The 14,138-nt window shown below is 74.6% G+C and carries 10 protein-coding genes, 1 tRNA gene and 1 pseudogene; 4 read left to right on the top strand and 8 right to left on the bottom strand.

Going from position 1 to position 14,138, the window contains the following annotated elements:
* Both Q7T67_RS10600 and Q7T67_RS10605 read right to left on the bottom strand, forming a co-directional pair.
* Nucleotides 1-498, bottom strand: a pseudogene (locus Q7T67_RS10600) (hypothetical protein); the annotation flags it as partial.
* A gap of 10 nt (nucleotides 499-508) precedes the next feature.
* The gene (locus tag Q7T67_RS10605; RefSeq protein ID WP_304788859.1) at nucleotides 509-2,374 is read right to left on the bottom strand and encodes a diguanylate cyclase; all 1,866 of its coding nucleotides are present in this window, start codon (nucleotides 2,372-2,374) and stop codon (nucleotides 509-511) included.
* 145 nt (nucleotides 2,375-2,519) lie between these two features.
* Between Q7T67_RS10605 and Q7T67_RS10610 the strand changes: the two genes are divergently transcribed.
* Nucleotides 2,520-2,592 (top strand) — tRNA-Ala (locus tag Q7T67_RS10610).
* 127 nt (nucleotides 2,593-2,719) lie between these two features.
* On the opposite strand, the gene Q7T67_RS10615 is transcribed toward Q7T67_RS10610, so the two are convergent.
* The 4 genes from Q7T67_RS10615 to Q7T67_RS10630 all read right to left on the bottom strand — a co-directional run bounded on the left by Q7T67_RS10615 (nucleotide 2,720) and on the right by Q7T67_RS10630 (nucleotide 7,220).
* Nucleotides 2,720-3,700: an aldehyde reductase gene (locus tag Q7T67_RS10615; protein ID WP_304788861.1), complete on the bottom strand. Its 981-nt coding sequence runs from the start codon at nucleotides 3,698-3,700 to the stop codon at nucleotides 2,720-2,722.
* Nucleotides 3,697-4,152, bottom strand: a complete 456-nt coding sequence (locus tag Q7T67_RS10620; protein WP_304788863.1) for a MerR family transcriptional regulator — start codon at nucleotides 4,150-4,152, stop codon at nucleotides 3,697-3,699. The genes Q7T67_RS10615 and Q7T67_RS10620 overlap by 4 nt, the downstream gene beginning before the upstream one ends.
* Before the next feature lie 118 nt (nucleotides 4,153-4,270).
* On the bottom strand, nucleotides 4,271-5,692 hold the full coding sequence (gene pntB, locus Q7T67_RS10625; RefSeq protein WP_304788865.1) for a Re/Si-specific NAD(P)(+) transhydrogenase subunit beta: 1,422 nt from the start codon (nucleotides 5,690-5,692) through the stop codon (nucleotides 4,271-4,273).
* Between the two features lie 4 nt (nucleotides 5,693-5,696).
* Nucleotides 5,697-7,220 carry a Re/Si-specific NAD(P)(+) transhydrogenase subunit alpha gene (locus Q7T67_RS10630; protein WP_304788867.1) on the bottom strand — a complete coding sequence of 508 codons (1,524 nt, stop codon included), beginning with the start codon at nucleotides 7,218-7,220 and terminating at the stop codon, nucleotides 5,697-5,699.
* A 325-nt stretch (nucleotides 7,221-7,545) separates the two neighbouring features.
* On the opposite strand from Q7T67_RS10630, the gene Q7T67_RS10635 reads away from it, so the two are divergent.
* Nucleotides 7,546-10,422, top strand: a complete 2,877-nt coding sequence (locus tag Q7T67_RS10635; RefSeq protein ID WP_304788869.1) for an AAA family ATPase — start codon at nucleotides 7,546-7,548, stop codon at nucleotides 10,420-10,422.
* 39 nt (nucleotides 10,423-10,461) lie between these two features.
* On the opposite strand, the gene Q7T67_RS10640 is transcribed toward Q7T67_RS10635, so the two are convergent.
* Both Q7T67_RS10640 and Q7T67_RS10645 read right to left on the bottom strand, forming a co-directional pair.
* Complete coding sequence (locus Q7T67_RS10640; RefSeq protein ID WP_304788871.1) at nucleotides 10,462-11,700, bottom strand: NADH:flavin oxidoreductase/NADH oxidase family protein; 1,239 nt, start codon at nucleotides 11,698-11,700, stop codon at nucleotides 10,462-10,464.
* Nucleotides 11,701-11,739: 39 nt separating this feature from the next.
* A complete protein-coding gene (locus Q7T67_RS10645) occupies nucleotides 11,740-12,648 on the bottom strand; it encodes a LysR family transcriptional regulator (RefSeq protein ID WP_304788873.1) in 909 nt (302 codons plus the stop codon).
* A 70-nt stretch (nucleotides 12,649-12,718) separates the two neighbouring features.
* Here Q7T67_RS10645 and Q7T67_RS10650 point away from each other — a divergent pair, with 70 nt between their 5' ends.
* A complete protein-coding gene (locus Q7T67_RS10650) occupies nucleotides 12,719-13,459 on the top strand; it encodes an SDR family oxidoreductase (RefSeq protein WP_304788875.1) in 741 nt (246 codons plus the stop codon).
* Nucleotides 13,456-14,133, top strand: a complete 678-nt coding sequence (locus Q7T67_RS10655) for an ester cyclase (protein ID WP_304788877.1) — start codon at nucleotides 13,456-13,458, stop codon at nucleotides 14,131-14,133. Before Q7T67_RS10650 ends, Q7T67_RS10655 begins: the two co-directional genes overlap by 4 nt.
* The last annotated feature ends 5 nt before the right edge of the window (nucleotides 14,134-14,138 follow it).

The raw sequence follows: 14,138 nt of genomic DNA on the forward strand, positions 1-14,138 counted from the left end.
CGGGACGGGTGCCGGGGGTGCGGCGCCCGCGGGCGTGGCGAAGCTGGCCGGGGGTGGCGGCGGGACGCTGGCCGCCGTCGGGGCGGCCGGGGCGGGAGGCACCGGCGGAGCGGTGACGCCCTCGGTGAAGTCGAACGTGTCGTCGAGCCCGGGGGTGACCGACGGCGGCGCCGGGGCGGCGTCCGCGGAGGCGAAGAGCGCCGGGGGCGGCGGCATCACGGGTGCGACGTCGTCGGCGGGGGCGTACGCGTCGGCCGGGGCGTAGGCCTCGGTCGGGGGCGGCCCGACCGGGGACGGCTCGTCCGCGACCACCAGCTCGTCGTCGAAGACCCCGCCGTCGGACTCGTCGTCCCAGGCGGGCTCCCCCTCGGCCTCGAGCTCGGCCGCGGTCACAGGTCCCAGCGCTTCACGCTCGAGCCTGGAGACCTCCACGGGGTCGGACCCGTGGCGGCGCTTCAGCTCGAGGTGCTCGCGGATCGCGTCATCAAGCACACCCATCTCCTCGATCCTACTCCGGCGCGAGGGTCTCGTCAGCACTGACCGTTCTGTTGCGCCCGCCCCGCTTGGCCGCGTACAGCGCTGCGTCGGCGGCGGCCAGGAGCGCCGGCGCGTCGATGACCGTGCCGGATCCGGTGGCGGTGCCGATGGACGTCGTCAGCCGGATCTCCTGCCCGTCCGGGGCCGGGACGCGCATCCGCTCGACGGCGGTCCGGAGCCGCTCGGCGAGCATGCGTGCCCCCTCGGTGTCCGACCGGGGCATGACGATGGCGAACTCCTCGCCGCCGATCCGCGCCGCGACGTCCCCGCCGCGCACGGCGTCCTGCATCGCGCGGGCGGTCGCCTTGAGCACGTCGTCGCCGACCACGTGCCCGTGCTCGTCGTTGACGCTCTTGAAGTGGTCCAGGTCCAGGACGAGCATCGACAGCGGCCGACCGTCCCGCTGGGCGGCGTCCACGGCGATCGCGACGGCGTCGTTGAAGCGCCGGCGGTTGGCCAGGCCCGTGAGCGGGTCGGTGTGCGCCTCGCGCTCGGCCTCCTCGTGGCGTCCGACGTTCTCGAGCGACACCGCGGCCTGTGCGGAGAGGTAGGCGACCATCTCGGCGTCCCCGCGGTCGAACGGGGCGTCGTCGCGGGCCACCACCACGGTGCCGGCGAGGCCGGCGGCGTCCATGACGACCGCCAGCGCGTGCTGCCCACCGTCGGAGACGAACACCTCCCGGCCCTCCGCCGCGTCCGCCGCCGCCCGTCGGAGCAGGACGTCGAAGCGGGAGGTGCTGCCCGTCTCGGCGACCTCCTCGCGGCCCTCCGCCACGACCACGGCGCGCGCCGCGTCGGCCCGGACCCCGTCGGCGGCGGCCTGCACGACGATCTCGAGCAGCCCCTCGCGGTCGAGGTTGGCGGCGAACGTCTCGCCGATGCGACGGATCGCGGAGCGCATGCGGACCCGCTCGTCCTCGAGTTCGTCCAGGCGTCGGCGCAGCTGCCGGCTCATCGCGTTGAAGCCGTCGGCCAGCTGTGCGAACTCGTCGTCGCCGGTGCCGCGCGGGATCTCGTGGTCGAAGTCGCCGTCGCCGAGCCGCTTGGAGCCCTCGAGCAGCACCCCGACCTGCCGCTGCAGGGAGCGCGAGACCGCCAGCGCACCGACCGCCGCGAGCAGCAGGAACAGCACGAGGGTGCCGGCGAGCGCGACCCGCTCGCCCGTCGACGCGCGACTCTCGCCGCCCGGCGCGACGATGACGATGTCGTCCTGGGCGGACCCGAATCCCGCCTGGCGCAGGCGCACCGCGGTGAAGTCGCCCCCGTCGACGGACTTCACCCGGTCCGGCGGCGGGAGCTCCTCGGGCCCGGACGCGTCGCCGCCGATCAGCCTGCCGCGCCCGTTGCGGACCTGGATGTCCCGGCCGGTGAGACGCTCCAGCCGCCGGGCGAGGTCCTTGGGCCCCACGACCGAGGTCTCGATCGTCCCGAGCCGCGCGCCCGTCGGGCTGACCAGCGCGTTGCGCTGCGGCAGCACGGCCGTCGGGCTGCCGACGTCGACGACGCGCCCGGACCGGGCGATCGTGATCCGCAGGCGCCGCGCGTCCGTGGCGGGCGAGAGCAGCTGCCCGGCACGACGCCGGACCCGTGAGACGTTGCCGGACCGAAGCCCCGCGGCGAGCTCGCGGTCCTTGGCGATCCGGGTGTTCACGCCGGCGGCCTGCTCGCGGAACACGTCGCCCACCCGCGCGACCGCGCGACCCTGCGCGGCGAGCCCCGCCTCGACGCGCCCCTGGGCCGCGCCGTCGACGGTGCGCAGCAGCACGACGCCGACGGCGAACAGCGGCGCCACCACGAGGAGCACGAAGAAGAGATTGAGGCGCGTCCGGAAGCTCACCGCGCGCCCGAGCGTAACCGGCGGGGGGCCTCGCGTCCGGGCGGGGTCGTGCGGGATGGATCGATCGGCCACGCGACGCGGGCGGACGGGCGGCCCGCGACCGCGCGACACGCCCCGCGGGTGCCTCGCTAAGATCCCGCGTCCTGGGGCTATAGCTCAGCTGGAAGAGTGCCTGGATCGCACCCAGGAGGTCGTCGGTTCGAGCCCGACTAGCTCCACCTCAGGACGAACGCCCCGCGATTGCGGGGCGTTTCGCGTTCCGGGGCACGAACTCAGGCAGGCACTGGGGATGCTGCGGCGCGAAGCCGGGTCCGTGTCCCGGCGAGGTTCCGCTGCCGGGGATGCTCAGTCGGCCTGCGTCAGGCTGCGACCCGTGTCGAGGATGGTGGCCTCGAGCGGACGAGGAGACCAGCCGAGCCGGGTCCGCGCCTTGGCGTTGGAGATCCGCTTGGGCAGCGGCCCGGGAGCGGCGGTCGACGTCCCGCTGTCGTCGTCGCTCCACGGGACGCGTGCTGCGTCGGGGCCGAGACCGGCACGGAGGATGCGGGCGATCCGTCCGATCGAGACGCCGTCCTCACCGACGGCCAGATAGCGCTCGCCCGCCGCGCTCGGGGTGCTCATGGCCCGGACGTGGAGGTCGGCCACGTCCCGGACGTCGACCACGCCGAAGAACGTCGTGGGCGGGGCCGGTGCGACGCCGGCCAGCAGCGCCTGGACCAGCGCGATCGAGCTCGAGCGATCCGGCCCCAGGACCGGGCCGAAGATCCCCGTCGGGTTGATGACCGTGAGCTCCGGGCCGTCCGGGTTCCCGGCAACCGCCTCCCACGCGGCACGCTCCGCGAGCGTCTTGGACCGGACGTAGGCCCCGACGTCCCCCGTGGGATCGGTCCAGTCCGCCTCGGTGTAGGGCTCGGCCGGATCGGCCTTCGGCGTGTATCCGACCGCCGCGAAGGAGGACGTCAGGACGACGCGCGAGACGCCGGCGTCGGTTGCCGCGCGCAGGACCCGCAGCGTCCCCTCGCGCGCGGGGACGATCAGGTCGTCCTCGTCGTCGGGCTCGCCCGCCGGGAACGGCGAGGCGACGTGCAGGACGACGTCCCGGTCCGCGACCGCTTCGGCCCAGCCGGCGTCGCCGAGGAGGTCGGCGACGACGAACGACACGCGGTCGACGTCCTCCGCGCCTCCGGCGGCGATGGCCTCTCTGACCTGCTGGCGCCGATCGAGCGTCCGCACCGTCGTGCGCACGTCGTGACCGTCCGCCAACAGGCGCAGCACGACGTGTCCGCCGAGGTGGCCGGAACCACCGGTGACCAGGACGCGGCTCATCGGAGCGCCTCCGTCAGGGGGCCGAGGTCCCGGATCGCCCGGTCCTCCGCCGTCGCGTCCTCGGCCTCGCGCGCCGCCCAGAGTCGCGCCTTCCCGTCGAGGTAGAGCGATCGGGTGCGCAGCTGCTCGATCTCCCGCGAGACCCGATCGCGATGCTCCTCGAACAGCTGTCGCTGGTCCGACGCCGCGCTGCGTCCGCGGGCCATGTTGCGCAGGTACGTGCGCATCGCGTCGACGCCCATGCCCGTGGTGCGCAGGCACGCCAGCGCCTCGAGCACCTGCACCGCGTCCTCGTCGTACCGTCGGTGCCCGCTGCTGTCGTCGCGGGCGATCGGCGAGACGAGGCCGATGCTCTCGTAGTACCGGAGGGTGGACCTGCTGAAGCCGGTACGGCGAGCGACCTCGCGGATCGGCAGCTCACCGGGATGCTCGACGGTCGGGAGAGGAGTCATGCGACCAGTATCGAAAACCTCGAGCGCTTGAAGTCAAGGGCCCGGGCAGGACCGGGCCGGGGTCACCCGCCGTCCGCCTGCGCGGAACGGACGGGGACCGCCGGCACCGGCCCGGGTCTCAGAGCGCCTTGAGGATGTCCTCGACGCGGTCCTTCGCGTCGCCGAACAGCATCTGCGTGTTCTCGCGGAAGAACAGCGGGTTCTGCACGCCGGCGTAGCCGGAGGCCATGGAGCGCTTGAACACGATCACGTTCTCCGCCTCCCAGACGTGCAGGACGGGCATGCCGGCGATCGGGCTGCTCGGGTCGTCGGCCGCGGCCGGGTTGACCGTGTCGTTGGCGCCGATCACGAGGACCACCGACGTGTCGGCGAAGTCGTCGTTGATCTCGTCCATCTCGAGGACGATGTCGTACGGGACCTTCGCCTCGGCCAGCAGGACGTTCATGTGGCCCGGCAGGCGACCGGCGACGGGGTGGATGCCGAAGCGGACCTCGACGCCGGCGTCCCGCAGCCTGCGGGTCAGGTCGGCGACGCCGTGCTGCGCCTGGGCGACGGCCATGCCGTAGCCGGGGGTGATGATCACGGACTTCGCGCTCTTCAGCAGCTCGGCGGCGCCGTCGGGGCCGACCTCGCGGTGCTCGCCGTAGTCGGTGTCGCCGTCGCCCGTGGGCGCCTCGATGCCGAACCCGCCGGCGATCACGGAGATGAACGAGCGGTTCATCGCCTGGCACATGATGTAGCTCAGGTACGCACCGGAGGAGCCCACCAGCGCACCCGTGATGATCAGCGCGTCGTTGTCGAGCAGGAAGCCCGAGGCGGCGGCCGCCCAGCCGGAGTAGCTGTTGAGCATCGAGACGACGACCGGCATGTCGCCGCCGCCGATCGAGGCGACGAGGTGCCACCCGAGCGCGAGCGCCAGGATCGTCGCGAGGATCAGCGGGACGATGCCGGGGCTCGCGCAGAACCACACGGTCAGCGCAGCGAAGACGACGAGCGACCCGACGTTGATCAGGTTCTTGCCCGGCAGCATCAGGGGCTTGGAGTCGATCTTCCCCGAGAGCTTCAGGTAGGCGACGATCGAGCCCGTGAACGTCACGGCGCCGATGAAGACGCCGATCATGACCTCGGCGTGGTGGATCCCGAGCGTGCCGAGGATGTCCAGGAGTCGCGCCTCCTCGCCGTTCTCGTCGTTCTCGACGAGCAGGAAGCCGTTCCAGCCGACGAGCACGGCGGCGAGGCCGACGAAGCTGTGGAGCAGGGCGATGAGCTCGGGCATCCCGGTCATCTCGACGATGCGGGCGCGCCACAGGCCGATCGCCGCGCCGACGGCGACGGCGATGAGGAGCAGGACGAGGCCGAGGCCCTCGATGTCGGCGTCGATGGCGAGCCAGACCGTGGCGATCAGGGCGACCGCCATGCCGACCATGCCGTAGCGCAGGCCGACCTTCGCGGTCTCGTGCTTGGAGAGTGCTGCCAGCGCTGCGATGAACAGCAGCGCTGCGACGAGGTATGCGGCCTGGGCCGGAACGGTGACGGACATCGCGCTAGCTCCTCGAGAACATGGCGAGCATGCGGCGGGTCACCGCGAAGCCACCGAAGACGTTGATGCTCGCGAGCAGGATCGCCACGAACGAGATGGCCGTGATCAGGTCGTTGCCGTGCCCGATCTGCAGCAGGCCGCCGACGACGATGATCCCGGAGATCGCGTTGGTCACCGACATCAGCGGCGTGTGCAGCGCGTGGTGCACGTGGCCGATGACGTAGTAGCCGATGACGATCGCCAGGGCGAAGACCGTCAGGCGCGGCACGAGCACCTCGGGCGAGAGCGCCACGAGCGCGAAGAACAGCGCGGCCGCGACGACCACGATGCCCAGGCGCGTGGTGTCCGACATCGGCTCCTTCGGCGGAGGCGGCGGGGCCACCTCCTTCGGCGGGGCGGTGGGTGCCGCCGACACCTGGACCTCGGGCGGCGGCCAGGCCAGCTCGCCGTCGTCGACGACCGTGATGCCGCGCTGGACGACGTCCTCGGAGTCGAGCACCAGGACGCCGTCCTTCTCGGGCGTCATGAGCTTCATCAGGTTGACGAGGTTCGTGCCGTAGAGCTGCGAGGCCTGCGCCGGCAGACGGCCTGCGAGATCGGTGTAGCCGAGGATCGTCACGCCGTTCTCGGTGACGACCGACTCGCCCTTGACCGTGCCCTCGACGTTGCCGCCGTTCTGGGCGGCCATGTCCACGATCACGGAGCCGGGCTTCATGCTCGCCACCATCTCGGCGGTGATCAGCGTCGGCGCGGGACGGCCCGGGATGAGCGCCGTCGTGATGATGATGTCGACGTCCGTCGCGAGCTCGGCGTAGAGCTTCGCCGCGCGCGTGTTGTAGTCGTCGGACATCTCCTTCGCGTAGCCCGTGGCGCTGACCTGCGCCTCCTCGGACTCGACCGAGAGATACTCGCCGCCGAGCGACTTGACCTGGTCGGCGACCTCGGGCCGCGGGTCGGTCGCGTAGACGATCGCGCCCATGCTGCCGGCCGCGCCGATGGCCGCGAGGCCCGCGACGCCGACGCCGGCGACGAGGATCTTCGCCGGGTTGACCTTGCCCGCGGCGGTGACCTGCCCGGTGAAGAAGCGCCCGTAGGTGTGCGCGGCCTCGACGACCGCGCGGTAGCCCGCGATGTTCGCCATCGACGAGAGCACGTCGAGCGACTGCGCGCGGGAGATGCGCGGCACCGCGTCCATCGAGAGGGCCGTGATCGGGCGCCTGGCGAGGTCGTCGACCATCGCCTGGTCCAGCCGCGGCGAGAGCAGGGCGATCAGCGTCGCGCCCGGCTTCAGGCCGTCGAGCTGCGCCGCGTTCGGCGCGTTGACGCCGAAGACGACGTCCGCGGCGAGCGGGTCGCCGATGGTCGCGCCGGCGTCCGTGTAGGCCTCGTCCGTGAAGCTCGAGGCCTCACCGGCGCCGGTCTCCACGGTCACCTCGTAGCCCAGCTTGAGCAGCTGCTGGACGGTCGCGGGGGTGGCCGCGACCCGCGTCTCCCCGGCTTGCGCCTCCCTCAGTACACCGATCACCATGGGCGTGACCCTTTCTGCGTCTGCGTCTTCATCCGTACCTCCGAGGCGCCGACCGTCGGGCGGCTCCGGGTGGAGTGTGGACTGCATCGTGACGCGCGCGGCGGCAGATGGGGTCCAGATGGTGGGCCGGCCGCGAGCGCCCCCCGAGATCAGCGCCGCGAGACCAGCGGCTTCCTCCTGCCGCGGAGGGTCAGCGTCCTGACCGCCGGACCGGGCGCACCCGCCTTCGTGACCGTGATCGTGGTGCCCCGCGCCGGTCTGCGCGTCGTCCCCGACATCCGTCGGACGGGAGCGGCAGAGCCCCCGAGGGGTAGAGGGGATCTCCATGGCGCGGATCGGGACGGCACCCAAGGACGTCGTCGACCCCGACGGGTGGCCGCTCCTGGAGCGCGACGGTGACGCCCGCGTGCTGCACGGGGCCGTCGCCGCTGCTCGTGCCGGGACCGGCGCGGCCGTGCTCGTCCGCGGTTCGGCGGGCCTCGGGAAGACGCGGCTGCTCGACCTGGCGGCGGTGCTGGGCCGCGACGCCGGCATGACCGTCCTCCGGGCGGGCGGCAGCGTGCTGGAGCGCGACTTCCCGTTCGGGGTCGTCTTCCGGCTGCTCGAGGCCCGGCTCCGCCGCGCGCCGGAGGCCGAGCGCGCGCGCGCGTTCGAGGGCAGTGCCTCGATGGCGGCGCCGATGCTGCTCGGGGGCCAGCCCGTCGAGCAGGCCCTCGCCGCGGGGAGCGATGCGTCGCTCGTGCACGCGTTGGGGTGGGTGGTGATGAACCTGAGCGCCGAGCGTCCGCTCGTGCTCGTCGTCGACGACCTGCACTGGGCCGACGCCCTCTCGATCCGCCTCCTGGTCCAGCTCGCGGCGCAGATCGCCGACCTCGAGCTGCTCGTCGTGGCGGCCACGCGACCGCGCGAGCCCGCCTCGCACAGCGACCTCCTCGACCAGCTGGCGGCGCAGGCGAACGTCCAGCTGCTGCAACCGCGCCCGCTCAGCGTCGCGGCCAGCGAGCTGCTCGTCCGCGGCGCGGCCCCGCGCAGCGAGGCCTTCGCGCAGGCGTGCTTCGAGCAGACCGGCGGCAACCCGCTGCTGCTGCGTCAGCTGCTGCGCGCGCTGGAGGCCGAGGGCGTCGAGGGGACCGACGCCGACGTCGCGCGCGTCGAGGAGGTCGGCCCCGAGGCCGTCGGCTACGGCGTCGCCGCGACGCTGGCCCGACTGGGCCCCGGGTGCGACGCCCTGGCCACCGCGGTCGCGGTCCTCGCGGACGACACCGACCTGGGGCCGGCGGCCACGTTGGCGGACCTCGACGGCCCGGCGGCCGCGCGCGCCGCCGCCGCACTCCAGGACGCGGGGCTCTTCGACGACGCCGCCCAGCTGCGTTTCCGCCACCCGCTGCTCCGCCGAGCGGTGTACGACCGCCCGGCGCCCGCCGCCCGAGGGGCGCTGCACCGGCGGGCGGCCGGGATCCTGCGCGGCCGCGCACCCGCGCAGGACGTGGCCTCGCACCTGCTGCTCGCGCCGGGCGCAGGAGAGCCGTGGGCGGTCGAGGTCCTGCGCGACGCCGCGCGCCAGGCGTCGGCGCTCGCAGGACACGCCGCAGCCGGACGTCTGCTGCGCCGGGCGCTGCTCGAGCCGCCGGAGCCGACCGACCGCCCCGCGGTGCTGGAGGAGGCCGCACTGGCCGCCGCCCGCGCGGGTGACGAGGACGCCGTCCCCGCCCTGCAGGCCGCCATCGAGGCCGCAGCCGACGGCCGGACGCGCGCGCGTCTTCACCTGGCGCAGGCACGCGCCCTCTATCAGCAGCACGCGATGGGCGACTCCGCCGAGGCGGCCGACCGCGGGCTCGCTGCGCTGCAGGGTCTCGACGGCCAGGAGTCCCTCGCCTTCGAGCTGCAGGCGGCCTGGAACGCCTCGGTGATCTGGACGCCGGGAGGCGGCCTGACGATCGCGGAACGCTCGCCCGAGGCGATCCGGGGCGACGCCCCTGCGCGCACCCACGGAGAGCGCGAGCTGCTGGCCTGGCACGCCGCCGCCGAGCTCGTGCGAGGCGAGGACCGGGAGCTCGCACTGCGCTACGCCCGCCGGGCGTGGGCCGACGGGGCGTACCTCCGCGAGTCCACCGGCGACGCCGCCGCGATGGGCCCGATGACCTCCGCGATGCTCCGGGCCGGGGCGCTCCAGGAGACGCTCGGGATCGTCGACGTGCTCGTCGACGACGCGCGCCGCCGCGCCTCGCCGTTCGGCTACGCGGCGTGGCGGACGACGCGTGGCACCTGCCTGCTGCACCTGGGTCGGCTGGCCGAGGCCGAGAGCGACCTGGAGGAGGCGCTCCAGGCACGGGCCCTGGGCTGGCAGGCGACGGCACCCATCGCGATCGACGGCCTGGTCTCGGTGCTCCTCGAGCAGGACCGGCAGGGCGACGCCGCCGCGGTCCTCGCCTCCGCCGCCCCGCTCGAGGACCGGCTCGCCGGCGCGCCGATGCGCTCCTCCATCCTGGCGGCCCGCGGGCGCCACGCGCTCGCCTCCGGCGACCCACGCGCGGCGCTCGAGCACCTCCTCGCGTCGGGGCGCCTCGCCCGCGACGTGTTCGGCACCACCAACCCCGCCATCCAGCCCTGGCGTTCGGAGGCGGCGCTGGCCGCGCGGGAGCTCGGGGACCACGAGCAGGCGGCGGAGCTCGCGGCCGGGGAGCTCGACGACGCCCGCCGATGGGGGGCGCCACGGGCGCTGGCCGTCGCGCTGCGGACCCAGGCCGTCGTGGTCGGCGGAGCCGAGGGGATCGACCTGGCCGCCCACGCCGCGCGGACCGCGGAGGACGGAGGCGTCGTCCTCGAGCAGGTCCGTGCCCTCGGGACGCTGGGCGCCCTGCTGCGTGCGGGCCGCCGGCGCTCCGAGGCGCAGGAGGTGCTGCGCCGCGCCCTCGACCTCGCGGCCGAGCGCGACGCCGTCGCCCTGGTGCGCAGCCTGCGTCAGGCGCTCGTCGCCACCGGCGCACGGCCGCGGCAGGTGCGGGCCAAGGGGCCGGGCGCACTGACGGCCGGCGAGCGACGCGTCGCCCTGCTCGCCGCGGACGGCCTCACGAACCGCCAGATCGCCGACGCCCTGTTCGTCACGCCCAAGGCGGTGGACTTCCACCTGGGCAACTCCTACCGCAAGCTCGGCATCAACAGCCGCCGGTCCCTGCGCGACGCGCTGCACGGCGCGCCGTGACGGGTGGCGCTGTCGCCGGCGGCGGCCGACCGCCGCCGCTCAGCCCCCGCGCTTGCGCCGCAGGATGCTTGCGCCGTCGCGACGAAGGGCGCCGAGGACCGCGCGACGGGGGCCGTACCGCGGGTCGGGCTCGCGGCCCGCGCCGAGGCGATGGATCTGGTGCTGCGTCCACCAGAGGTCCGCGATCGCGTCGAGCTTCTTCACACCGATCGTCTTCAGCTCGAACGTCGAGCGGGCCTCACGGTCGCGGACCAGGGCGGCCGGCAGGTCGGGCTCGAGGGCCAGCGGGCGGGCCAGGCCCACCATGTCGGTCGCGCCGCCGTCGATCGCGCCGGCCATCCCGGCGGCGGAGCGGAAGCCGCCGGTGACCAGCAGCGGGACGGTGGTGACGTCGCGGACGCGGCGGGCGAACTCGAGGAAGAACGCCTCGCGCTCCGCCGTGCTGGCCGACGTGCCGCCGTCGCTCATGGCGGGCGACTCGTAGGTGCCGCCGGAGATCTCGAGCAGGTCGACCCGCTCGCCGTCGAGCTGCTCGATCACCGCGAGGGACTCCTCCTCGGTGAACCCGCCGCGCTGGAAGTCGGCGGAGTTCAGCTTGATCGAGAGGATGCGGTCCGGACCGATCGCCTCGCGCACGGCGCGCGTGACCTCGAGCAGGAACCGCCGACGGCGCGAGGCGTCGCCACCCCACTCGTCCGTCCGGACGTTCGTGCGCGGCGAGAGGAACTGCGAGATCAGGTACCCGTGGGCCGCGTGGATCTGCACGCCGTCGAAGCCGGCCGCGACGACGATCTTCGCGGTCTGCGCGAAGCGCCAGACGATCTCCTCGATCTCCGGCACGGTCAGCGCACGCGGCCTGGCGAACGCCCCGCCCATCTTCAGCTGGACGGCGCTCGGGGCGACCGCGAGCTCCGACAGGCCGGTCATCGTCTGCCGGCCGGGATGGTTGATCTGGACGATCGCGGTGGTGTCGTCGCCCTTCGCGGCGGCGGCCCACCGACGCAGGCCGTCGACGTCGCGCTCGTCCTCGACGACGACGTTCAGCGGCTCGCCGATCGAGCGGCGGTCGACCATGACGTTGCCGGTGATGCTGAGGCCCACGCCGCCCCGCGCCCATCGACCGTAGAGGCGCTCGAGCTCCGCGGTCGGCGCGTGGGCCGGCGAGGCCAGCTGCTCGCTCATCGCGGCCTTGACGAGGCGGTTCTTCACCGTCGCGCCGCCGGGGAACGTGAAGGGGGTGCCGAGCACCGCGGTGTCGGTCGTCGCGTCGGGAGTCATGGGGTCGGCGGAGTATGCCGCCGTGCGCGGGCCGGCCCCCTACGGGTCGACCCGGCCGACCCGGCGCACCACGGCGGCCAGCTCCGCCGCGACCGTCGCGGCCGACGGCGGGCCGAAGACGGCGAGCGGGCGCCGGAGGGCCGGCGCGCAGCGCCGACCCGTCCCGGCCAGGTCGTCGGGCAGGACGTTGGCCGGGACCAGGGTGGGCCCGAGGCCCGCCGCGGCCAGCTGGACGAGCACCGACACCGAACCCGACCGGACGGCGGGCCGCGGCACGAACCCCGCAGCGGAGCACGCCAGCTCGACCGTCTCCGACAGGCCGTTGTCGCGGTCGGGCAGCACCCAGGACCGCGCGGCCAGCGCTCCGAGGTCGATGGCCCCCGACCCCTCCCCCGCGAGCGGGTCGCCCTGCCCGAGCACGACCACCAGCTCCTCCTCGCCGACGTCCTGCAGCGCGCCGGTCCAGTCCGCGGGGCGTTGCGCCAGCGCGACATCGGCCCTGCCCTCGGCGAGGTCGGCGTGGAGGTGCTGCAGGTGCGTGTGCTCCCGGACCCGGATCTGCACGGCGGGATGGGCGGAGCGCCAGTCGCGCAGCACCCGTGGCAGCACGCCCTGGGCCAGCGACTGGGTCACCGCGATGCAGAGCTCGCCGGCGCTCAGCTCGGCCGCGGACCGCGCCGCGCGCCGGCCCCGCTCCAGGACGTCGAGCGCGCTGCGGGCGGCGGGCAGGAGCGCCCGGCCCGCCGGGGTCAGGGACACCGGCCGGGTGGTGCGCTCGATCAGCGGCGCACCGACGGCGTCCTCGAGCGCGCGGACCTGGTGCGACAGCGCCGGCTGGGAGACCAGGAGCGCCTCGGCCGCCCTCGTGAACGACGCCTCATCGACCACGGCGACGAAGTACTGCACCTGCCGGATATTCAGCGGCGCCGGTGGTGCCCGCAACGACATGCAGAGAATCTATCGAGGTGACTCATCACCGGTCTTTGATCTATCGGCCGGGTCGCGACACCATCGATGCATGAGCACCACGGCCCAGCACACCCAGCGCGACGCGCACGACCTGCGGGGTCGGCGCGTCCTCGTGGTCGGCACCGGGGGCATCGGGCGCGAGATCGCCGCGGCGGTCGTGCGCTCCGGGGGCGAGGCGATCCTCGCCGGACGGGACGCGGAGCGGGCGGGCGCCGCGGCGGAGCCGATCGGCGCCCGGTCGCTCGCCCTCGACGTCACGGACGAGGACTCCGTCGCCGACGGCCTGCACCGGGTCGGTCCCCTCGACCACCTCGTCTCGACCGCCGGGGCGGCCGCGAAGGGCCCGCTGGCCGACCTCACGGTGCAGGACGTCGAGCGGGCGGTGCGCGCGAAGCTCGTCGGCGCGCTGCTCCTGGCCAAGCACGCGGCGCCGCTCCTGGCGGAGGACGGGTCGCTGACGTTCTTCTCCGGCGTCGTCGCGTGGCGTCCCTCCGCCGGGATGGCGACCATGGCGATGACCAACGGCGGCCTCGCGCACCTCGGCCCGGCCCTCGCGATCGAGCTGGCGCCGCGGCGGGTCAACGTCGTCTCCCCCGGCATCGTCGACTCGGGCGCGTGGGACGGGATGGGCGCCGAGCGCGACGCGTTCCTGGCCCGCACCGCCGCCGCCAACCCCGCGCGCCGCGTCGGCACCCCGGACGACGTCGCCCGCGCCGTCCTCGCGGTCGCCACGAACCCGTACATCACCGGCTCGGTCGTCCACGTCGACGGCGGGGGGCGGTACGCATGAGCCGCGTCGCACGCCTGCGGCGCCGCGAGGCGCTCGCCGCCACGCTGTTGACGGGTGCCGCCGCGCTGCACGGGACCGTGTCCGCCACGGACGCCGTCGCCGCCGGGCGACCCCACGTCGGACGAGACGCGACGCGCCGGACGCATCCCTGGCGCACCGGCACGGACGCCGACCTGATCGATCGCAGCCCCGGGCTGGTGCGACCCCGGCATCTCGTGGTCGACGCCGGCCTGTCCGAGGCCCGGGCCCGCGAGTGCGTCCGGCTGGCGCAGGAGCTCTACACCTTCTGGGACACCGGGGACGTCCGTCACCTGCGGCGCGCGGTCGTCGCGGACTTCCGTGACAACACCCCGCCCCCGGGCCGCGCGCAGGGCAGGGCGGGAGTCGTCGCGGCGTCGCGCGCCTTCCGCGCCGCCGTGCCGGACCTGCGCTGCGAGCTGCACGACCTGGCGATCGCCGGGGACCGCATCACCGCCCGTCAGGTCTACCGGGGCCGGTTCACCGGCGTCTACGACGGTGTCCACGGGCGCGGGCAGAGCGTCCGCTTCGACGCGATCGACATCCAGCGCGTCGGCCGGACGAGGATCGTGGAGGACTGGCACCTCGAGGACACGTCGGCGTTCCTGCGGCAGCTGGGGTTCGTGACCGCGCCGGCCCCGGTCGGGGGTGCGTGAGCGTG

It is taken from the genome of Patulibacter sp., from assembly GCF_030655195.1.
Taxonomy (GTDB): Bacteria; Actinomycetota; Thermoleophilia; order Solirubrobacterales; family Solirubrobacteraceae; genus Patulibacter.

Excerpts from the sequence above, each read along its gene's own strand:
- Q7T67_RS10615 (WP_304788861.1), bottom strand. The coding sequence starts at position 3,700 with ATGAGCCGCGTCCTGGTCACCGGTGGTTCCGGCCACCTCGGCGGACAC.
- Q7T67_RS10620 (WP_304788863.1), bottom strand. The coding sequence starts at position 4,152 with ATGACTCCTCTCCCGACCGTCGAGCATCCCGGTGAGCTGCCGATCCGC.
- pntB (WP_304788865.1), bottom strand. The coding sequence starts at position 5,692 with ATGTCCGTCACCGTTCCGGCCCAGGCCGCATACCTCGTCGCAGCGCTG.
- Q7T67_RS10630 (WP_304788867.1), bottom strand. The coding sequence starts at position 7,220 with ATGGTGATCGGTGTACTGAGGGAGGCGCAAGCCGGGGAGACGCGGGTC.
- Q7T67_RS10635 (WP_304788869.1), top strand. The coding sequence starts at position 7,546 with ATGGCGCGGATCGGGACGGCACCCAAGGACGTCGTCGACCCCGACGGG.
- Q7T67_RS10640 (WP_304788871.1), bottom strand. The coding sequence starts at position 11,700 with ATGACTCCCGACGCGACGACCGACACCGCGGTGCTCGGCACCCCCTTC.
- Q7T67_RS10645 (WP_304788873.1), bottom strand. The coding sequence starts at position 12,648 with ATGTCGTTGCGGGCACCACCGGCGCCGCTGAATATCCGGCAGGTGCAG.
- Q7T67_RS10650 (WP_304788875.1), top strand. The coding sequence starts at position 12,719 with ATGAGCACCACGGCCCAGCACACCCAGCGCGACGCGCACGACCTGCGG.
- Q7T67_RS10655 (WP_304788877.1), top strand. The coding sequence starts at position 13,456 with ATGAGCCGCGTCGCACGCCTGCGGCGCCGCGAGGCGCTCGCCGCCACG.